Raw genomic sequence first — 17,610 nt, 5'->3', positions numbered from 1 at the left:
GCGATATGGGCTTCAATATCTCCTACGGCATCTTTAAAGGGATCGACGAGTGCGAGGTACTCAGTCGTCTGAGTTTGAAAGCAGACGGTCGATCAGATTTCTATCTCGAAGAGGAATTAGCAGGCGCTCCGTTGGGAAATGGCCTGTATTTCGTTTTTGCTCAGGACCTTGGCTTCTTTTTAGGTGATACCTGGCGAACGAAATCCGAATGGTACGGAGAAGCTTATTCGGTGGTCGTCACTGAGACGTCGATGGTTGCGCAGTCAACGAAGTGGGATGGCAACAATAAAATCTGGCAGGTAACTCACGACAGTCAGCAGAGCATTCGGCATTTAGAGACTATCGGAACTGTCCCGTCTTCATACCAAAAGTTGGTCAGAGAGGCAGAAGCTAAGCAAGCTGCGGAGCCAGACGGACCAATGTCGGTCGATTGGTTCTACGAGGTGCCAGTCGAACTCGTCCGCCTCGAGACTGGCTTCAGGTACGACCTACTCCATGATGCTGTAGAGAAACAAGCAGAAGTGCTCAGGCCAGCGCCGTAACAACCGCACTCCCTCCAGCCATCCACCCCGTCGCAAGACACGCCGTCAGCAGATACCCGCCCGTGGGTGCGTCCCAGTCGATCATCTCGCCTGCGCAGTAGACCCCCGGCACCGCCTTCAGCATCAGACGGTGGTTCAGCGCCTCCCAAGGCACGCCGCCGCGGGTGGAGATGGCTTCGTCCAGCGGCACGATGCCGGTGATGGGGAGGGGGAGGGCTTTCAGTGCAGCGGCAACCTTCTCGTCCGTCGATAGATCGGCGCCGCCCTCCCGCAGCAGCGAGGCCTTCACCCCGGTGATCTTCAGCCCCCGGCGCAAACGGTTGGCGAGGGACAGCTTCTTCGGCTGTTTGGCGAGGCGCTCGGCGATTTCGTTAGCCGTGCGAGAGGTGAGGAGGTCGATGGTCAGCGCCGCCCCGCCGTCCTGCAGCTCTCGGTCGATACTGGCCACGAGGGGGTAGACAGCGCCGCTCTCGATGCCGCGCTTCGTGATGACGAACTCGCCCCTGGCTTCGGTGCCGTCCGGGCCGTTCAGTACTACATTTTTCACCGGCTCACCCTCGAAGCGGCCGAGAAGATGCGCCGACCATTCTACCAGCAGCCCGGCATTGGAGGGGCGGAAGGGGAGGGTTTGCGTCCCTACCGAGCTAAACACATCCGTCCACAGACCGTCACTGCCAAGCCGTGCCCAGCTCCCGCCCCCAAGAGCAAAGACAATACGGTCGAAACGCCCGCGTACCTCGCCGTTCGGGGTGTCGAAGGTCAGGTCTAACCCATCCCAGCCGGTCAACCGGTGCTTGAGCGCGACCTTCACGCCCTGACTATCCAGCCGCCCTAACCAGGCGCGGAGAAGAGGCGAAGCCTTCATCGCCTTGGGAAAGACCCGCCCCGACGAGCCCACATGCTCCTCCACCTTCAGCCGGTACATGAAGTCGCGCACGGCCTCTGACCCGCCATAAGCTTTGACGATGTCCGAGATGCGCCGGTCCCCATAGCGACCGAGGAACACTGGCGCCTCCTCCGTATGCGTGATGTTCAGCCCGCTCTTGCCTGCCATCAGGAACTTGCGCGCCAGGGACGGCATGCGGTCGTAGACCGTCACCTCCGCCCCCGCCTCGCTCGCGACATCGGCGGCCATGAGCCCGGCAGGCCCGCCGCCGACCACGGCGATCCTCAAGCCTCCTCTCCGAAGGGGTCCACATAGAGGTCGGCCATGCCTGGGTTCACGGCAGAAATCGCCTTTCGCAGCTCCGTCGCCGTCCAAAGCCGCATCCGCCGCATCTTGGCAAGGGCCGTGTGGCGGCAGGCGAAGGGTTCGGTGAAGACGAGATAGGGCGTCCGCTGCTTGGGCTGATCCGTGCTCGGCACCGCCGCCCGGTGGCGGTAGGCGCGCGCGATGGGGTCGCGGGCCATGGAGATCGAGAACCGCTTCCGCGCCGCATCGGCCAGCACATAGACCTGCCACGGCAAGTCCTCTGCCGCGGGCTTCGGCACCCGGTCGGGCAGCGCGCGCGCCTTACCGTGCCGCCTGCCGAAACGCCTTCTCGTTCTCATGATGTTCTGCAAAGCAGAGCGCGGAGTCCGCCGTCAAGGGGCGGTGAGGGAATGAAATGACTGAACGACAGAAATTGGTGACAGACAGTCTGCAGAAGGCGGGGCTTGGGTTCTTCATCGGGGGCTTCTTCCAAGCTTCGCATCCGGCTTTCACCTTGTTCTTCCTGGTTCTCGGCGTTACCTGTCTGTTGATAGCTTACGGGCTTACTCCAGATGAGGAGAGGTAGGATGGAAGCAGCGGATCAGACCGGCATGATCATCTTTATGATTGGCTCCATCTTCCTTGTCGCTACTCTCACCGCCCTAGGCCTGCGCGAGAAGCGCCGCCGCGAGCGGCGGCAGTAGCGCCCCTTTTCTTCCCCACGAAACCAAGGCAGGAACCTCCTCAACCGATCAAAGAGGAGACGGCCATGCCCCTGGTGCTGAGCGAAGAGCAGCAGATGCTGCAGGAGACGACCAAGGGTTTCGCCGAGGAGAGGTCGCCCGTATCCGAGCTGCGGCGTCTGCGCGACGAGGATGTCGAGGACGGCTTTCACCGTGGCCTGTGGCAGCAGATGGCAGAATTAGGCCTCACCGGCGTCCTGGTCCCGGAGGAGCATGGCGGTGCGGGTTTCGGCTATGTCGGCGCAGGGCTGATCGCCCAGGAGATGGGCCGGACCCTGGCCGCGAGCCCGTTCATCGCGACGTCCCTGATGGCGGCCACCGCCCTTAATCATCTCGGCACGGACGAACAGAAAGCCAGGCATCTGCCCAAGATCGCCAGCGGCGAAAGCGTCTTCGCCATTGCCTCTGACGAGGGCAAGAAGCACAAGCCTTCCCATATCGAGATGAAGGCCGAACGCTCGGGCAACGGCTTCAAGCTCTCCGGCGAGAAAACCTTCGTGGCGGAGGGCTATGCCGCTGACCAGCTCATCGTCGCGGCACGGACTTCCGGCGCTGACGACAACGAAGAGGGGATCACCCTTTTCCTGGTCGATGCGAAGGCTGCTGGCGTCGCCAAAGAACGCATGAAGACGATCGACGATCGCGGCTTCGCCAGGCTCAAGCTCGATGGCGTTGAAGTCGATGGCGATGCGGTCCTGGGTGATGTGGACCGCGGAATGGAGGGGCTGAAGGTCATACTCGATGCGGGCCGGGCGGGGCTTGCCGCCGAGATGGTGGGCGCGTCGGAAGGGGCCTTCGCCATGACGCTCGACTACCTCAAGCAGCGCAAGCAGTTCGGCACCGAGATCGGCCGCTTCCAGGCGCTGCAGCACCGCGCCGCCCATCTCTACACGGAGATCGAGCTGGCCAAGGCTGTGATGCACCAGGCCCTCGACGAGCTCGATCAGGGGGCGGACAAAGCCTCCGCCTCGGTCAGCCTGGCCAAGGCCAAGATCGGCCAAGTGGCGCGCCTCGCCACCAACGAGGCTGTCCAGATGCACGGCGGCATCGGCATGACCGACGAGTACGATGTGGGCTTCTTCATGAAGCGGGTCCGGGTGGCCAACGAACTCTTCGGCGACCAGGACTTTCACATGGAGAAGCTGGCCGAGGTGATGGGGTATTGATGCGGTGGTGGCTGTTCGGTCTGCTGACCGTAGTCGGTTGTACGACACAACCAAGTTGGACTGTTGAGCCCAAAAGAATTATCACTGCGGAAGACTACAAAGCTGTATGCACGTCCCGGCGCAGTGACGATCAAAGTCGGTGTCTGACCCTTATCGGTGGGTCCTATGCAATGTGGCTCGAAATTCAGTACGACGCACAAATAGACGAGGCTGGCGAATTTCAAAGCAATATACGGTGCGACCGTGTATCCTATACAGGTTTCAGGGAGCGATCCCTCGAGCTGCTCCAGGAGCCCGGAATTGACCGGAGAACATCGCCGACAGACGTGCTGAAGACAGCTTTTGAAGAGGTGTGTCTATAGGTATCTTACGCCTTGGGAACATCACCACCGATACCGAGAACTTTGTGTTTCGGCTTACAGCGTTGGGCCACTTCGCGCTGGCAACGGTCCGTACTTGTCGTACCCAGGCGCATAACCGCCCTGCGCGGCTTCCTTCTGTGGTCCATCTCCTTCCAGCACCAGCCCAGCCCCTGAGGGTTTCGGCCCGTACTTGTCGGCCGCCGGTGCCGTGACCCGTTCGACAAGCACGTCGAGCTCGTCGGCTTGGTCCTCGATCCGCACACGCACCTTGGGCGGCTTGGCCATGGTCGGCGCTTCGATCACCTGCATCGGGTCGAGCCTGGCCTGCGCTAGGGACAGGCCGAAGTTCAGCTCGGCTTCGCGGTCCTGGCGCTTGCCGACCCAGCCGACGGGCTTGCCCGATCGCACCCACTCGCCCTTGGCGACGGAGAGGTTCTGAAGGCCCACATAGCGGCTTCTCATGCCGCCGCCATGGTCGAGCACCACGGTACGGCCCTGGCGTGTCTTGCCTGCAAAAAGCACACGTCCCGTTCGCGTGGCCCGCACGCGGGTCCGCCCGTCCGTCTTGATTCGGATGCTCTCACTTGCACTTGCGCTCGGCAGCACGTGGCCGTCCGCTGGCATCACGTAGCGGTCGTCCGACGCGGTGACGCAGGCCGCAAGGCCAAGCGTTGAGGCCAGAAGAACGCTAAGGCGCAGCATCGGACGGTCCTCCCAAGACAACCCACTTCGCGTGACCTTATACCGCCTTTGGTAGGAGCCCGGTTAAGGCGTTGCGCAGCTTTGTAGACGCTGGCCCCTCACGGTGCTCAAACCCGAGCCAACCAACCAGGGAGAGACCCATGAAAGACGCCGTCATCGTCAGCGCCGCGCGCACGCCCATCGGCAAGGCCTATAGGGGCGCCTTCAACATCACCGGCGCGGTGGACCTCGCAGGGCACGCGGTGAAGCACGCCGTGGAGCGGGCCGGGGTGGAGATCGACAAGATCGACGACTGCGTCATGGGCGAGGCGCTGCAGCTTCGCACCGGCGGCATGAACCTTGGCCGCCAGGCGGCGCTCAGGGCCGGTCTCAGCTTCGACGTGCCGGGCATGACCATCGACCGCCAGTGCGGCTCGGGCCTCATGGCGATCGCGACGGGCGCGAAGCAGATCATGGCCGACGGCATGAGCACCGTGGTCGCGGGCGGGGTCGAGTCGATCTCCATGAACCAGACGCCGGACGCGCAGATCATCTTCCCCAACCAGTGGCTCGTGAAGGAGATCCCCGCGACCTACATGGCGATGATCGAGACCGCCGAGATCGTAGCCGAAAAATGGGGCGTCTCCCGCGAAGCCCAGGACGAGTACGCTTTGTCCTCGCAGCAGCGCACTGCCGAAGCCCAGGAGAAGGGCTACTACAAGGACGAGATCGCGCCCATGACGGCCGTCATGGAGAAGAAGGACAAGCAGACCGGCGAGGTCAGCCAGCACGAGGTGACGCTGGAGCTCGACGAGGGCAACCGTCCGCAGACGACCCTCGAAGGTCTTCAGGGCCTGAGCCCCGTCTTCGGCAACGGCCAGCGGGTGAAGGAGGGCAAGTTCATCACCGCCGGCAACGCCTCCCAGCTCTCCGACGGCGCCGCCGCCGTGGTGCTGATGGACAGCAAGGCCGCCGAGCAGCAGGGCAAGACCCCCCTCGGCCGCTATGTCGGCATGGCGGTGGCGGGCACCGACCCTTCCGAAATGGGGATCGGCCCGATCTACGCCGTGCCGAAGGTCCTGGAGCGGACGGGTCTCAAGATGGACGATATCGGCCTTTGGGAGCTCAACGAAGCGTTCGCGAGCCAGGTCATCGCCTCCCGCGACGAGCTGGGCATCCCGCAGGAGCGCCTCAACGTGGACGGCGGCGCCATCTCCATCGGCCACCCCTACGGCATGAGCGGTGCGCGGATGGTCATGCACGCGCTGGTCGCGGGCAAGCGCGTGGGCGCGAAGTATGTCTGCGTGACGATGTGCGTCGGCGGCGGCCAGGGCGCTGCTGGGATTTTTGAAGTCCTGTAGCCGGTTCGACATAGACGATGTCTCAGTTTGCAAGCCTGGCAAGTACCGCCTCCCTCTCCCGTTTACGGGAGAGGGACCGAGGGTGAGGGGTTCTGAGCGCAGGTCGTGATAACTAGCCTTGCAGAACGGCTTCGCCGAGGCCCTCACCCAAAACCTGACTGCGCCAGGTTTTGACCTCTCCCGTGAACGGGAGAGGTGGGCAGCGAGCACACCTCGTGCATTGAACTCCGACTGGGCACTACAAAAGAGACATGGTGTTTCGCTACCCAGCGTTGCGGTAGCTTGAAAGCTCCATAGTCCCTCAGATCACCTTCCCGATCCGCACCTTCTCGCCGTCCACCGGTGGGGGGAAGTCGACATCGTTGACCACGAGGCGTCCGCTTTCCGGCAAGCCGTCTACGTAGAAGCCCTTATCGGTGGCGGCGACGAGGAGGACCGGCAGGGTCTCGATGACCCCCAACGGGCCGTCGCCCTGCACGATGCGCACCGACATGCCCTTGGCCGGGTGGAGTGTCAGTGTATCGAAAGGGACGTGCACGGCGGAGATCTGCTGGGTGCGGATGCGCACCTCGGCCTTCATTCCCGCCTGACCGCCATGGCCCTCCGGCATCTCGATCTCGGCGATCCGGCCGGCATCGGGGCGGCCGCGCATGGGCGGGTAGACCACGCGCACCTTGCCGCGCATCTTCCGCTCGGCGACGATCAGCTCCGCCGTATCGCCGGGCTGCACGACCTCGGCGGCGGGGGCGCTGAGCTCAGCGGTGACGATCATTGAGGAGGTGTCGGTGACGCTGGCACAGGGTTCGCCCTTCGCAAGGGCGCTACCCGGTTTGGCGGAGACGGCGCTGACTTCTCCGGCCAAGGTCGTGCGCAGCAGCACACGCTTGCCGTCGCCGCGGCGCAGGGTGCAGAGCGTGTCGCCCGCAGCGACCTTCGCACCGGGCACGGCGGCGACCGAGTCCACCACCCCGTCGCTCGTCGCACGAAGATTGGCCACCCGTTCGGCGCTGACGAGGCCTTCGAGGGGCAGGGCGCGGCCCTCGCTGTCACCGTCGATGAAGACCACCGCCACCGCCGGGTAGTGTTCCAGCGCGGCTTGGCTCTCCTTCTCGCCGAACAGCATCGCGCCGTGGAAGGTCAGAAAATAGACCACACCGACGAGGGGCAGCGCACTGGCGATGATGGTGCCCCAGGGAGGACCACGCTCGTCCTCCTCCAGGTCGGTGTCGAAATCCGCAGCGGTCGTCACGAAGCCTGCCCTCCAGCTCTAGCGGGAGGCCAGCTGCGCCTCCCTCGCTGGCGCAGTCCCGGCCGCCTGGCTCTCAGGCGCACGCTCCCAGGTCAGTTCTTTGCAAACAGGTCCTAAACAACCGGAAACGCCCAGCACGTTCTGCGAGAGAAGACGCAGCCTTGCACGGTAGGTCCTGCCGTCCTTGGGGTTGTAGATGGAGCCCCGGCGCCAGCGGTCGCGGCGCTCCTCGAAGCCGGAGAGAAGCGTGATCCCCAGCATGGCGCGCCCGCGAAGATCCTTGTCGTGGTTGTGCACATCCTCGGTCATGCCGCCCTGCTCGGCATCGACCCAGGCCACGCGGCCGCAGGGCGTGCCGTCGCCGCAATCCTCGATCGTGATGATCGACGCGCCGTCGGGGGTATACCAGTGCCCCCAGACATCGAGATCACCTGCCATAGCGGAAGAAGGTGCGAGCAACGCCGCCGCGAGAACGAAAGCCCTGAGCCCCATAGACCGACTGCCCCGATACTACCTGCCGAAAAAGAGACTGAACGACGCAAGCCCTACCGTGAAGTGAAAACTGCGGCATTTTTGTACAATCCGAGCGAACGGGCTCGGGGGCTGGTCTCGTGAGCACACTCGCGCTAGCCGCGCCGGGCAAGCAGTGGACAGGCTGAGAGTATGGCTGAGGAAGCGTTCGGCGAAGCGGGCACGGGTCGCCTACGGATGGCGGTGCAGAAGAAGGGTCGTCTGGCCGACGAGACCTTCGACCTTCTGAAGCGCTGCGGCCTCAGCCTCAGCCAGTCCAAGAACCGGCTTTACGCGCGCGTGCAGGAGATGCCGATCGACATCCTCTTGGTGCGCGACGACGATATTCCGGCCCTCGTGGCGGGGGGCGCCTCGGACCTCGGCATCGTCGGCGGCAACGTCTTCGAGGAGGAGCGGGCAGGGGGAAGGCTCGGCAGCCGGGTGCCCCTGGTCAAACCCTTGGGTTTCTCGAAGTGCCGCCTCTGCATCGCGCTTCCCAAGGAGGACACCTACAGCCAGCCCGCGGACCTTGGCGGGATGCGGATCGCGACCTCCTATCCGGCCCTGACCGAGGATTGGCTTGAGAGGGAAGGGGTGAAGGGCGCGACCACTGTGGTGATGAACGGTGCCCACGAGATCGCTCCGCGGCTAGGGGTGGCCGATGCCGTCTGCGACATTGTCTCCACCGGCGGCACCCTCGACGCCAACGGCCTCAAGGTGGCGGAGACCATCTACCGCTCCGAAGCGCTGTTGATCGGCGGGCCGCTGGAAGGAGAGGCCAAAAAGGTGGCCGACGCCCTGCAGCTTCGCATCGAAGGGGTGCAGCGGAGCCGCGACGCGAAATACGTCATGCTCAACGCTCCCCGATCCGCTGTGGAGGCTATCTCGAAGGTCCTGCCCGCCGCGGACAAGCCGACGATTCTGGAGCTCGCCGGAACCGCAGAGAAGGTGGCGGTGCACACGGTCTGCCGCGAGGCCGTGGTCTGGGAGCACCTCGAGGAGCTCAAGCGCCTAGGCGCCAGTGCGATCCTCGTCCTCGACATCGACAAGATGCTGGCCTGAGGGCGGCTTCGCCAAGACCCGCACGATGAGCGCGGCGGTCACGTCGTAGCCGAGGCAGAGCTCCGCCCAGAGAAGAGGGCTGTGGAAGCGGAACGGGAGCCCCGCCAGATCGAGCAGGGCATGGAGGAGGAAGCCGAGGCCGATCAGCTCCGGGCTCTTCGCCCTGAGCCCGACGATCACCAACCCTGCGAAGAAGATGACGGGAAGCGTCTGCCAAAGCGCCTCGCTGAAATCGAAGCGCTCCGCCGCGAAGAGCGGGTAGCAGCAGGCGATTGCCACCAGAAGCACCGCCCAGGCCACCAGGTTGCGGTGGATGCCTGCCAGACGGAAGAAGAGAAAGGTCAGCCCGGCCCCCGCGGCCCCGGCCAGAACGGCGATCAGTGACATGAAGGTTCCCTGCCAGCTCCCGCCCCGCGACGCTAGCTGAGCGGCGCCACTACCCCGAAAAATTGCCAGAAACCGCCCAAAACCCGTTGACGCCCGCTCCATCCGAAGCCATGACCCCCGCTCAGCGCTGCCGTAGCTCAGGGGTAGAGCACTCCCTTGGTAAGGGAGAGGCCGGGAGTTCAAATCTCCCCGGCAGCACCACTACCGCTCCAAGCGGTTGCCAGATGCCAAGAGGTATCAGATGCGCAGGAGCCGGGAATACCTTCTCCCTGACTCGGTCGTTCTGCCTACTGGAGAAGCATTACTAGCTGCCTTGCTGTTTCTCTTTCCGGGTTCGTTGGAGCTGGTGAATCAGCCTTTCCCAGGCTGGCATGATTTTGGCTATTCGATCAGTGATTTGCTTGGCTTCGCTGCCGTCGGTGCCGTCATCTCGCTCATATTCGGTCTACCCAAAGCACTAGTCTTCGCCGCAGTGCGAAGGACTGGAGCACGCCCACGGGTCGCTATCCTGTCCGCCTGTGGCCTTGTGGCGTTGGTGACGGGCGCGATCACGCTTGGGTTTGTTGTGATCCAGGAACCCAACCGAAGCATCGGTTACGCTCTTCTATCAGGCGTTGGAATGACTGTACTGATCTTCACACTGACTTTCCTCACCTCGATCTTGTCCGCCTACCTTTTCCTCACGAACCGATGGCGTCGCTTGCCCAGTTGAGCGCTACGTGACATTCCCAACCTTTATGACCGAGCCGGAAAAGCCGAAAAGCGAGAAGAAGGCACTGCCCGATAAACTTTCGAAGGAGGAGCGCCTCGCCAAGGCGTTGCGCGAGAACCTCAAACGCCGCAAGGCCAAGAAGGACTGATGGACCAGCTAGCGATCATCGGAGGCCGTGAGCTCTACGGCGAGCTGCCCATTGCCGGGGCCAAGAACTCCGCCCTCAAGGTTATGGCGGCCTGTCTTCTCACCGCCGAGCCCCTGGTGCTGGACGAGGTGCCCGACCTCGCCGATGTGCGCCAGCTGGTCGTGCTGCTGGGGAACCATGGGGTGATCTGCCGCCGCGACGGCGCGCGCCTCACCCTCGATGCAGCCGCGATCAGCTCGACCACCGCGCCCTACGACATCGTGCGCAAGATGCGCGCGAGCTTCAACGTGCTCGGTCCCATCCTCGCCCGCGAGGGCCACGCCAAGGTCTCGCTGCCCGGCGGCTGCGCCATCGGCGCCCGGCCCGTGGATCTCCACCTCAAGGCCTTCGAGGCCATGGGGGCCTCCATCGAGCTCGAGGAGGGCTATGTCCTTGCCGAGGCCAGGAACGGTCTTTCCGGCGCCGAAGTCGAGTTCCCTTTCGTCTCCGTCGGCGCGACCGAGCACGTCATGATGGCCGCCACCCTGGCCAGGGGCACCACGGTCCTGAAGAACGCCGCACGCGAGCCGGAGATCGTGGACCTCGCCGACTGCCTTCGGGCCATGGGCGCCAAGGTCGAGGGTGACGGCACCGATACCATCACCATTCACGGCGTCTCTTCCTTGCACGGCGCAACCCACGAGGTGGTCGCCGACCGCATCGAGATGGGCAGCTACGCCATGGCCGTGGGCGCCGTGGGCGGAGAGCTTCTGCTGACTCGTGGCCGCCGCGAGCTTCTCGGCAGCGCGGCGGGCGTGCTTGAGGAGTGCGGCCTGACGCTCAAGGAAGAGGTGAGGGGGCTGCGCGTCAGCCGCTGGGGCACGCCCACGGTCTCGACCAGCATCACCACCGAGCCTTTCCCCGGCTTCGCCACCGACCTTCAGGCCCAGTTCATGGCGCTGATGGCCAAGGGCACCGGCAAGGCCTCGGTCACCGAAACGATCTTCGAGAACCGCTTCATGCACGTGCCGGAACTCCGCCGTTTGGGGGCGGACATTACCGTGGACGGAAGGACGGCTACGGTGACCGGGGTGTCGCGCCTCAAGGGTGCGCCGGTCATGGCCACGGACCTTCGGGCCTCCATGTCGCTCATCATTGCCGCCCTGTGCGCCGAAGGGCAGACCATGATCAGCCGGGTCTACCACCTCGACCGCGGCTTCGAGCGGCTGGACGACAAACTGCGCGCCGTCGGTGCGCTGATCGAACGGGTAAGGGAAGACGCGTAGATGACAAGCAAGAAGCCCGTGCACCTGGCCGCGGCGGACAGGGAGGACCTGGCCGCGATCTCCGCCCTGGTGCAGGACGCGGTGGTCAAGGTCGGTGAGATGGCGCACCTGCCCTCGGAGCGCCGTTTCGCGCTTGTCGGCAACCGCTACATGTGGGAGCGCAAGCCGGGCTTCCTCGGCCCCGGACTGAGGGTGCGCTCGGGACTGCACTTCGACGACGTGGTATCGGTCAGTGCTAGGAACATCCGTATGGATGCGAAGGACGCCGTGCTCAACCTTCTCGACATCGCATGGGACGGCGACGAGAACGGCGGCGCGGTGACCCTGCGCTTCGCGGCCGGGGGCGCCATCAAGCTGGAGGTCGAGGCGATCAACGTCGAGCTGCGCGACCTGTCCGAGCCCTGGCGCGCGTCCAGCAAGCCCAGGCATGAGGGGGTCTGAGCGGTGCGTCTGCTCGATGCGAGAACGCCCAGCTTTCGTGATGAGCTGATGCCGCTCCTCGCCCGCGACGAAGATACCGTGGGCGGCATCGCGGCGGCGGTCACGGATATTCTGGCTCAGGTGAGGGCCAGGGGTGACGAGGCCGTTCGTGAGCTGACCGAACGCTTCGACGGCACGGATGGCTCTTGCGGCTACCGGGTCAGCCCGGAGGAGATCGAAGAGGCGGTCCGTGTCTGCTCCTCCGAAGCACTGGACGCCATCGACCTGGCGGCAGGCCGGATCGAAGCCTATCATGCTCGCCAGCTTCCCGAAGATGTCCGGTGGACGGACGAGATCGGCACCGAGCTAGGCTGGCGCTGGACGGCGATTGATGCCGCAGGCCTCTATGTACCCGGCGGAACCGCGGTCTATCCCTCGAGTGTGCTGATGAACGCACTACCCGCCAAGATCGCAGGGGCGGAGCGCATTGTCATGGTCACCCCTGCCAAGGAAGGACGGCTCAACCCGCTCGTGCTAGCTGCCGCCAAACGGGCCGGTGTGACGGAGATCTACAAGATCGGCGGTGCTCAGGCCGTTGCGGCCCTCGCCTACGGCACGAAGAGCATCGAGCCGGTCGACAAGATCGTCGGGCCCGGCAACGCCTATGTCACCGAGGCCAAGCGCCAGGTCTTCGGCCGTGTGGGGATCGATTCGATCGCTGGGCCTTCGGAGATTACCGTGATTGCCGACGAGAAGGCCGACCCTCGCGCCATCGCCGCTGACCTCCTCAGCCAGTCCGAGCACGATGTGCTTTCCCAGTCGGTCCTCATTACCCCGAGCCGCGAGCTGATCGAGCGAGTGGAGAAAGAGATCGGCGTGCAGCTTCATGGCCATCACCGCGAGAAGATCGCCCGCGAAGCCATCGGCAAGCAGGGCATCGCGGTTCTGACCGAGGACCTCGCCCGGGCTGCAGAAGTCGCCAACATCGTCGCGCCAGAGCACCTGGAGCTGGTCACCGAAGATCCCGACGCGCTCCTGCCGCTCATCAAGCACGCAGGCGCGGTCTTCCTTGGCCGCTACACGCCGGAGGCCATCGGCGACTATGTGGGCGGGCCGAGCCATGTGCTGCCCACCAGCCGCTCCGCGCGGTTCAGCTCGGGGCTCTCGGTCTACGACTTCCTCAAGCGGATGAGCGTGACCGGCTGCTCGAAGAAGGCTTTCGAAAAGATCGGTCCCGCCGCCGCCCGCCTCGCAGATGAGGAGGGCCTGCCGAGCCACGCTGCATCCGTCACCCTTCGTTTGGGGAAATAGTGCTACATCACTCGCCGAGGAGGAGCCTATGACGGCGAAGAACCGGCATCTCGGATCCCTAAGCCTGGACGAGAAGTCCCTGGGCCGGGGCACGACCGACATTGACCACGAGCGCAAGGTGGCGATGCACGACCTCCTGCAGGAGAACAGCTTCGCTCCGGCCGGGGCCACGAAGGACGGCCCCTACGCCCTCCATTTGGCCGAACAGGACGGGCGGCTGATCTTCGACATCAGGACCATGGAGGGGGAGGAGCTCGTCGCCCACCACCTCTCGCTGGCGCCACTGAGAAAGACCATCAAGGACTACTTCCTTCTCTGCGAGAGCTACTACGACGCCATCCGCTCGGCCCAGCCGGAGAAGCTGGAGACCATCGACATGGCCAGGCGTGCTGTCCACAATGAGGGGACGGAGACGCTGATGGCCCGGCTCGACGGCAAGATCGACACCGATTTCGAGACCGCGCGCCGGGTCTTCACCCTCATCTGTTCCCTAGCCATGCGCCAGGGCAGGGGGACGGCGTGATGCGCTCGGTCCTCTTCGCCTGCAACATGAACTCCGTGCGCAGCCCCATGGCCGAGGCGGTGGCGCGGCACATCCTGCCTGAAGAGATTAGAGTCGGAAGCTGCGGCGTCTATCAGGGCGCCCCCGACCCCTTCGTCGCCGATGCACTGAAGGAGGGCGGCTACGGCCCCGCGCCCGAGCAGTCCCGCAGCTTCGGCGCTTGCGACATCGAGAAGTTCGACCGGGTCATCGCCCTCACTCCCGAAGCCGCCACCGAGGCCCGCAAGCTCCACCCCAAGGTGGCCTTCTGGGAGGTCGAGAACCCCACCGACACCTACGGCAGCGAAGTCGACCTCCGCGCCGCCTACGCCAGACTCCGCGACCAGCTCGCGGAGCGAATCAGGAGCGAGCTGCTCTAGGCTCGATAAGCGCGCTACCTGCTAAAGTTGCCAGGACTCGGTGTCGGGTTTCGATGAACGTGTGAAATCGCGAGACCGTCGGGCTGACCTTGTCCCCTCTATCAGACCAGTTCGACGCGGCTCGAAAACACGCGGGTCGAGAACCGGACTGTCACATATGTGGGGTGGAGTAAATTCATTCTGAAACAGCACGTTAGATCCGTTCGTAAGCCAAAATGCAGATGTTTCGAGACATTTCTGCGACACAAACACAACGCTTTGATGAAGCTTATGTGACAACGCCATCAAAACCTGCTAGGGCCTCCTTCCCCAATGCGTCTGCGCCGTCTCGCGGGCGCTCTATGAAAGGAAATGCTATGATCAAAGCCTTCAGCTTCCCCGCCGCCGCCGTTCTGGCCGGTATGGTTGCCGTTCCAGGCCAGGCAGCGGCGGAGTCCCCCGACACCTTCGTCACCATCGCCATTCTCGAGAATCTGTCCGATGCCGAGAACGCCGAGGAGTTCGAGAAGCGCCTCCGCGACGAAGCCCAGCGCTACTGTGAGCGCGAGGCCCCCAACGCCAACCGCCGTCAGCTTCGCCGGTGCGAAGAAGAGATCGTCGCCGCCGTGGCCGAGGCCTTGGAAGAGCAGAACGTCGTGGTCGCCTGGAACTACTAGGCGGCTCAAGCTGCAGGAGGCATGCCCCTCGAGAGGGCAGCCTCCGCCGCAGCCAGGGCCAGTCAGCGCTTGACCTCGCGCTCGCCTCAGCCCACATCGCCACCTTGTCGCAACGAAGAGTGCCGATGGCCAAAGAAGAACTTCTCGAGTTTCAAGGGACGGTGGAAGAACTCCTCCCCAACGCGAACTTCCGTGTGAAGCTCGACAACGACCACGAGATCATCGCCCATACCGCAGGCAAGATGCGCAAGAACCGCATCCGCGTGCTGGCAGGGGACAAGGTGCTCGTGGAGATGAGCCCCTACGACCTGACCAAGGGCCGTATCACCTACCGTTTCAAGTAGCGCTCCCTTGCGCCTGATCCTCGCCAGCGCGAGCCCGAGAAGGCGTGAGCTGTTGGCGCAGATCGGCTACGTGCCGGACCTGATCGTCTCCGCCGATATCGACGAGACCGAGCTGCCTGGTGAGGAGGCGAGGCCGCTGGCCGAGCGTCTGGCGAGGGGGAAGGCCGCCGAGGTTCTGCCCGGCTATCCCGGCGACGTGGTGCTGGCCGCCGACACGGTCGTGTCCGTAGGCAGAAGGCTTCTTCCGAAGGCGGAGGAAGAGACCCAGGCGCGGGACAGCCTGAAACTTCTGTCGGGAAGGGCGCACCGGGTGACCACCGGCATGGTGGTCGCAGGACCCGCGAGCGAGATGAGGGTCCGGGTGGTCGAGACCCGCCTGAAGGTCCGCAGACTGACTGATGATCAAATTGACCGCTATATCGGTACGGGCGAATGGCAGGGGAAGGCGGGGGGCTACGGCATCCAGGGCGCCTTCGCAGCCCACATCTCCCACATGGTGGGCAGCTACAGCTCCGTCGTCGGACTGCCGCTTTACGAGGCCGCCAACTGCCTCGCTTCCGCCTTTGGTGAGCCGCGATGAGCCGCACCATCCTCATTAACGAAAGCCCTTTCGGCCTGCGCATCATGGCCGCGGACGAGGAGGGCAGGCCGGTCAGGCTCCTCTACCGTCTACGCGGGCAAGGCCCTCAGGCGGGCAGCGTCTACTGGGCCAGAGCGGGCAGGCGGGACAAGCGAACCAATTTGCAGCGCTTCGACCTTGGCGCAGGGGGCGAGGGGGTGCTGCCGGTCAAGGACCGCCAGGTTCCAGAAGGGCAGATGGCCCTTTTGGGGGTGAGGCGCGAGGCGTCGGGCGGCAAGCTGCCCCTTCTCACCGACCGCCCCTCGATCCATCTTCCGGCAGCCACCATGAGGCCGGGTTCCTCGGAGCACCGGCCCGGACCGCTCGGGCTGTTGGAGCCGCCCGGCTCTATAGGTTTTCTCAAGGACAAACCGAAGGCCCCCGGTCCCGCAGCGGGTGTTCCGCCTGCTGCTCTACTACTGGCCTCGGCGGCGAAGGGTGACACCGAAGGGGTGTTCGTCAGCAGCGGCGCGCTGAGCGCCATGCTGAAACCCTTCGTTCCCGACGACATACCTATCGAGGTGGCTTCGGACCTGCCCAAGGAGTTTGCCGCGGTCACCGCCGATGCCATGAACCGGACGGTGCCGCTGGAAGAGGGCGGTGCCCTGATCATCGACGAGACCGAGGCGCTGACCGCCATCGACGTCGACCTCGGCACCGCGGCGGGCCAGTCGGCCAGGGGCGCCGGGGACAGTCTTCGCAAGCGGGTGCTGAACGAGCTCGGCCGGGTTCTGTCCGTACGCAGCATTGGCGGGCAGGTCGTGCTGGACCTGCCCCGCAGCGCAGCCCGTGCGCCCAAGGTCCTGCGCGACGGTTTGACGGCGGCGCTCAAGGCTCACGGGGCCGTCTCCATCCCCGCCGTGACGAAGGAGGGGCTGGTGATTCTGGTCCTCGGACAGAACAGGGCCTCGCTGCTCGAAACCCTGACGGAGACCGGCGTCGATGCTCCGCTGCCGGGCAGGCGCTTCCGTCCTGCCGTCGAGGCCTGGATGGCCTATGACGATGCGCTCTCGGCTACGGTAGAAGGTCGAGGGCTCGGCACGGTCAGCCTGACGCCTGCGGCAGCCCAGGTTTGGAAAGACGCGGACGCTTCGTCGGCTCTGCTCGGGCTTCGTGGAGCGGAGCCCAGCCTGGTCGTGTTAGACCGTGACAGCGAGAGGACGGAAGCATGACGAGCTCAGCCAACTGCCCGATCTGCAGCAAGCGGACGGAAGCCGACTACGCACCCTTCTGCTCCAAACGCTGCGCCGATGTCGACCTCAACCGATGGCTCAGCGATCAGTACGCCGTGCCGGGCGCGGAGGATGAGAGCGCCGATCTCGGCGATGAGGATCAGAGCCTCCGGCACTGACGGGTCAGGCAGGTTTGGGCTTCTTCGGTTTGTAGGTGAAGAACTTGTGCCCCAGATAGGAGGCCACGGTCGGCGCCATCACCCCGACCATGTGGGCGACCGAGAAAGGATAGAGTTCCCAGCCGATGGCGGGCAGCACGACGCGCGCCACGAGGCTGCTGACGCCGACGGCGATCAACGCTCCCACCGAGTTGACGGCTGCGAAGCGGCCTGCCTGACGCCAGGTGCCATCGCCCGCATCGCCGAAGACGAAGCGCCTGAACAGCAGGAACGCCACGACCATGCCCACGAGATAGGCCAGTACCACCGAGAGCTCGAACGGCATGAACGGATCGAGCGCGAAGCGCGACGAGTAGTTCGCGCCCGCGGCCACCGCGCCGAGACCGAGGAATTTCAGGAACTGCCAGCCGAACAGCGGCTTCGTCTCCGCGCTCACCGGTTCATGCCTGAGATCGGAGGTGGGTAAAGATGTCGAACGCCTCGAACGCTGCCAGCGGAGACAGGCTAGGCCATCTCAACGTGATGAAAAAGACGTCTTTTTGGTGCCGTGATCGCACCCCGCACCGCCTGAGCTACGCAATGTGCGGATCCGGGAGAAGCGAACATTG

23 protein-coding genes and 1 tRNA gene are annotated in these 17,610 nt (G+C 64.5%); 17 read left to right on the top strand and 7 right to left on the bottom strand.

The window, feature by feature from the left end:
- Positions 1-5: 5 nt before the first annotated feature.
- A complete protein-coding gene (locus NOG11_RS14260; RefSeq protein WP_256620474.1) occupies positions 6-542 on the top strand; it encodes a hypothetical protein in 537 nt (178 codons plus the stop codon).
- Here the strand turns inward: NOG11_RS14260 and NOG11_RS14255 are convergent.
- Together NOG11_RS14255 and NOG11_RS14250 are read right to left on the bottom strand one after the other, a co-directional pair.
- The gene (locus tag NOG11_RS14255) at positions 526-1,716 is read right to left on the bottom strand and encodes a TIGR03862 family flavoprotein (protein ID WP_256620473.1); all 1,191 of its coding nucleotides are present in this window, start codon (positions 1,714-1,716) and stop codon (positions 526-528) included. The two genes, NOG11_RS14260 and NOG11_RS14255, sit on opposite strands and share 17 nt — an antisense overlap.
- Positions 1,713-2,093: a GIY-YIG nuclease family protein gene (locus NOG11_RS14250; RefSeq protein WP_256620472.1), complete on the bottom strand. Its 381-nt coding sequence runs from the start codon at positions 2,091-2,093 to the stop codon at positions 1,713-1,715. The genes NOG11_RS14255 and NOG11_RS14250 overlap by 4 nt, the downstream gene beginning before the upstream one ends.
- Positions 2,094-2,503: 410 nt before the next feature.
- Here NOG11_RS14250 and NOG11_RS14245 point away from each other — a divergent pair, with 410 nt between their 5' ends.
- The gene (locus NOG11_RS14245) at positions 2,504-3,643 is read left to right on the top strand and encodes an acyl-CoA dehydrogenase family protein (protein ID WP_256620471.1); all 1,140 of its coding nucleotides are present in this window, start codon (positions 2,504-2,506) and stop codon (positions 3,641-3,643) included.
- A 416-nt stretch (positions 3,644-4,059) separates the two neighbouring features.
- On the opposite strand, the gene NOG11_RS14240 is transcribed toward NOG11_RS14245, so the two are convergent.
- A complete protein-coding gene (locus NOG11_RS14240; RefSeq protein WP_256620470.1) occupies positions 4,060-4,707 on the bottom strand; it encodes a murein hydrolase activator EnvC family protein in 648 nt (215 codons plus the stop codon).
- Positions 4,708-4,847: 140 nt separating this feature from the next.
- On the opposite strand from NOG11_RS14240, the gene NOG11_RS14235 reads away from it, so the two are divergent.
- The gene (locus NOG11_RS14235; RefSeq protein WP_256620469.1) at positions 4,848-6,047 is read left to right on the top strand and encodes an acetyl-CoA C-acyltransferase; all 1,200 of its coding nucleotides are present in this window, start codon (positions 4,848-4,850) and stop codon (positions 6,045-6,047) included.
- A gap of 301 nt (positions 6,048-6,348) precedes the next feature.
- Here the strand turns inward: NOG11_RS14235 and NOG11_RS14230 are convergent, their stop codons facing one another.
- Positions 6,349-7,296 carry an efflux RND transporter periplasmic adaptor subunit gene (locus NOG11_RS14230; RefSeq protein ID WP_256620468.1) on the bottom strand — a complete coding sequence of 316 codons (948 nt, stop codon included), beginning with the start codon at positions 7,294-7,296 and terminating at the stop codon, positions 6,349-6,351.
- 18 nt (positions 7,297-7,314) lie between these two features.
- Complete coding sequence (locus tag NOG11_RS14225) at positions 7,315-7,734, bottom strand: DUF2147 domain-containing protein (protein WP_256620467.1); 420 nt, start codon at positions 7,732-7,734, stop codon at positions 7,315-7,317.
- Between the two features lie 225 nt (positions 7,735-7,959).
- On the opposite strand from NOG11_RS14225, the gene hisG reads away from it, so the two are divergent.
- Positions 7,960-8,868, top strand: coding sequence for an ATP phosphoribosyltransferase (gene hisG / locus NOG11_RS14220; RefSeq protein ID WP_256620466.1), 909 nt, complete (start codon positions 7,960-7,962; stop codon positions 8,866-8,868).
- Here hisG and NOG11_RS14215 read toward each other — a convergent pair.
- Positions 8,818-9,255 (bottom strand): hypothetical protein, encoded by a 438-nt coding sequence (locus NOG11_RS14215; protein ID WP_256620465.1) that lies wholly within the window; start codon positions 9,253-9,255, stop codon positions 8,818-8,820. The genes hisG and NOG11_RS14215 overlap by 51 nt on opposite strands.
- Positions 9,256-9,381: 126 nt before the next feature.
- On the opposite strand from NOG11_RS14215, the gene NOG11_RS14210 reads away from it, so the two are divergent.
- The 13 genes from NOG11_RS14210 (at position 9,382) to NOG11_RS14150 (ending at position 17,002) form a co-directional block, all read left to right on the top strand.
- Positions 9,382-9,456 (top strand) — tRNA-Thr (locus tag NOG11_RS14210).
- Between the two features lie 40 nt (positions 9,457-9,496).
- Positions 9,497-9,967 carry a hypothetical protein gene (locus NOG11_RS14205; protein ID WP_256620464.1) on the top strand — a complete coding sequence of 157 codons (471 nt, stop codon included), beginning with the start codon at positions 9,497-9,499 and terminating at the stop codon, positions 9,965-9,967.
- 25 nt (positions 9,968-9,992) lie between these two features.
- Positions 9,993-10,115, top strand: a complete 123-nt coding sequence (locus tag NOG11_RS14200; RefSeq protein WP_256620463.1) for a hypothetical protein — start codon at positions 9,993-9,995, stop codon at positions 10,113-10,115.
- The gene (murA, locus tag NOG11_RS14195) at positions 10,115-11,380 is read left to right on the top strand and encodes a UDP-N-acetylglucosamine 1-carboxyvinyltransferase (protein WP_256620462.1); all 1,266 of its coding nucleotides are present in this window, start codon (positions 10,115-10,117) and stop codon (positions 11,378-11,380) included. Before NOG11_RS14200 ends, murA begins: the two co-directional genes overlap by 1 nt.
- On the top strand, positions 11,381-11,821 hold the full coding sequence (locus NOG11_RS14190) for a DUF2948 family protein (RefSeq protein ID WP_256620461.1): 441 nt from the start codon (positions 11,381-11,383) through the stop codon (positions 11,819-11,821). It abuts the gene before it with no gap.
- A gap of 3 nt (positions 11,822-11,824) precedes the next feature.
- Positions 11,825-13,111: a histidinol dehydrogenase gene (gene hisD / locus NOG11_RS14185; protein ID WP_256620460.1), complete on the top strand. Its 1,287-nt coding sequence runs from the start codon at positions 11,825-11,827 to the stop codon at positions 13,109-13,111.
- A gap of 28 nt (positions 13,112-13,139) precedes the next feature.
- Positions 13,140-13,634 (top strand): UPF0262 family protein, encoded by a 495-nt coding sequence (locus tag NOG11_RS14180; protein ID WP_256620459.1) that lies wholly within the window; start codon positions 13,140-13,142, stop codon positions 13,632-13,634.
- On the top strand, positions 13,634-14,032 hold the full coding sequence (locus tag NOG11_RS14175; RefSeq protein ID WP_256620496.1) for an arsenate-mycothiol transferase ArsC: 399 nt from the start codon (positions 13,634-13,636) through the stop codon (positions 14,030-14,032). The genes NOG11_RS14180 and NOG11_RS14175 overlap by 1 nt, the downstream gene beginning before the upstream one ends.
- A gap of 356 nt (positions 14,033-14,388) precedes the next feature.
- Positions 14,389-14,688, top strand: coding sequence for a UrcA family protein (locus tag NOG11_RS14170; protein ID WP_256620458.1), 300 nt, complete (start codon positions 14,389-14,391; stop codon positions 14,686-14,688).
- A 125-nt stretch (positions 14,689-14,813) separates the two neighbouring features.
- On the top strand, positions 14,814-15,032 hold the full coding sequence (infA, locus tag NOG11_RS14165) for a translation initiation factor IF-1 (protein WP_173199280.1): 219 nt from the start codon (positions 14,814-14,816) through the stop codon (positions 15,030-15,032).
- Positions 15,033-15,039: 7 nt separating this feature from the next.
- A complete protein-coding gene (locus tag NOG11_RS14160) occupies positions 15,040-15,612 on the top strand; it encodes a Maf family protein (protein WP_256620457.1) in 573 nt (190 codons plus the stop codon).
- Positions 15,609-16,823: a ribonuclease E/G gene (locus tag NOG11_RS14155; protein ID WP_256620456.1), complete on the top strand. Its 1,215-nt coding sequence runs from the start codon at positions 15,609-15,611 to the stop codon at positions 16,821-16,823. Before NOG11_RS14160 ends, NOG11_RS14155 begins: the two co-directional genes overlap by 4 nt.
- Positions 16,820-17,002 carry a DNA gyrase inhibitor YacG gene (locus NOG11_RS14150; RefSeq protein ID WP_256620455.1) on the top strand — a complete coding sequence of 61 codons (183 nt, stop codon included), beginning with the start codon at positions 16,820-16,822 and terminating at the stop codon, positions 17,000-17,002. The genes NOG11_RS14155 and NOG11_RS14150 overlap by 4 nt, the downstream gene beginning before the upstream one ends.
- A 4-nt stretch (positions 17,003-17,006) precedes the next feature.
- Here the strand turns inward: NOG11_RS14150 and NOG11_RS14145 are convergent, their stop codons facing one another.
- On the bottom strand, positions 17,007-17,438 hold the full coding sequence (locus tag NOG11_RS14145; RefSeq protein ID WP_256620454.1) for a GtrA family protein: 432 nt from the start codon (positions 17,436-17,438) through the stop codon (positions 17,007-17,009).
- Positions 17,439-17,610: the final 172 nt, after the last annotated feature.

Origin of the sequence: Parvularcula maris, from assembly GCF_024505085.1 — a bacterium.
GTDB lineage: Bacteria > Pseudomonadota > Alphaproteobacteria > Caulobacterales > Parvularculaceae > Parvularcula > Parvularcula maris.
The sequence above is the reverse complement of the archived record's forward strand: the minus strand, read 5'-3'. Positions and strand labels throughout refer to the sequence as shown.

Coding starts and splice junctions, on each gene's coding strand:
- NOG11_RS14260 (WP_256620474.1), top strand. CDS start 6: ATGGGCTTCAATATCTCCTACGGCATCTTTAAAGGGATCGACGAGTGC.
- NOG11_RS14250 (WP_256620472.1), bottom strand. CDS start 2,093: ATGAGAACGAGAAGGCGTTTCGGCAGGCGGCACGGTAAGGCGCGCGCG.
- NOG11_RS14245 (WP_256620471.1), top strand. CDS start 2,504: ATGCCCCTGGTGCTGAGCGAAGAGCAGCAGATGCTGCAGGAGACGACC.
- NOG11_RS14240 (WP_256620470.1), bottom strand. CDS start 4,707: ATGCTGCGCCTTAGCGTTCTTCTGGCCTCAACGCTTGGCCTTGCGGCC.
- NOG11_RS14235 (WP_256620469.1), top strand. CDS start 4,848: ATGAAAGACGCCGTCATCGTCAGCGCCGCGCGCACGCCCATCGGCAAG.
- NOG11_RS14225 (WP_256620467.1), bottom strand. CDS start 7,734: ATGGCAGGTGATCTCGATGTCTGGGGGCACTGGTATACCCCCGACGGC.
- hisG (WP_256620466.1), top strand. CDS start 7,960: ATGGCTGAGGAAGCGTTCGGCGAAGCGGGCACGGGTCGCCTACGGATG.
- NOG11_RS14215 (WP_256620465.1), bottom strand. CDS start 9,255: ATGTCACTGATCGCCGTTCTGGCCGGGGCCGCGGGGGCCGGGCTGACC.
- NOG11_RS14205 (WP_256620464.1), top strand. CDS start 9,497: ATGCGCAGGAGCCGGGAATACCTTCTCCCTGACTCGGTCGTTCTGCCT.
- NOG11_RS14200 (WP_256620463.1), top strand. CDS start 9,993: ATGACCGAGCCGGAAAAGCCGAAAAGCGAGAAGAAGGCACTGCCCGAT.
- murA (WP_256620462.1), top strand. CDS start 10,115: ATGGACCAGCTAGCGATCATCGGAGGCCGTGAGCTCTACGGCGAGCTG.
- NOG11_RS14190 (WP_256620461.1), top strand. CDS start 11,381: ATGACAAGCAAGAAGCCCGTGCACCTGGCCGCGGCGGACAGGGAGGAC.
- NOG11_RS14180 (WP_256620459.1), top strand. CDS start 13,140: ATGACGGCGAAGAACCGGCATCTCGGATCCCTAAGCCTGGACGAGAAG.
- NOG11_RS14175 (WP_256620496.1), top strand. CDS start 13,634: ATGCGCTCGGTCCTCTTCGCCTGCAACATGAACTCCGTGCGCAGCCCC.
- NOG11_RS14170 (WP_256620458.1), top strand. CDS start 14,389: ATGATCAAAGCCTTCAGCTTCCCCGCCGCCGCCGTTCTGGCCGGTATG.
- infA (WP_173199280.1), top strand. CDS start 14,814: ATGGCCAAAGAAGAACTTCTCGAGTTTCAAGGGACGGTGGAAGAACTC.
- NOG11_RS14155 (WP_256620456.1), top strand. CDS start 15,609: ATGAGCCGCACCATCCTCATTAACGAAAGCCCTTTCGGCCTGCGCATC.
- NOG11_RS14150 (WP_256620455.1), top strand. CDS start 16,820: ATGACGAGCTCAGCCAACTGCCCGATCTGCAGCAAGCGGACGGAAGCC.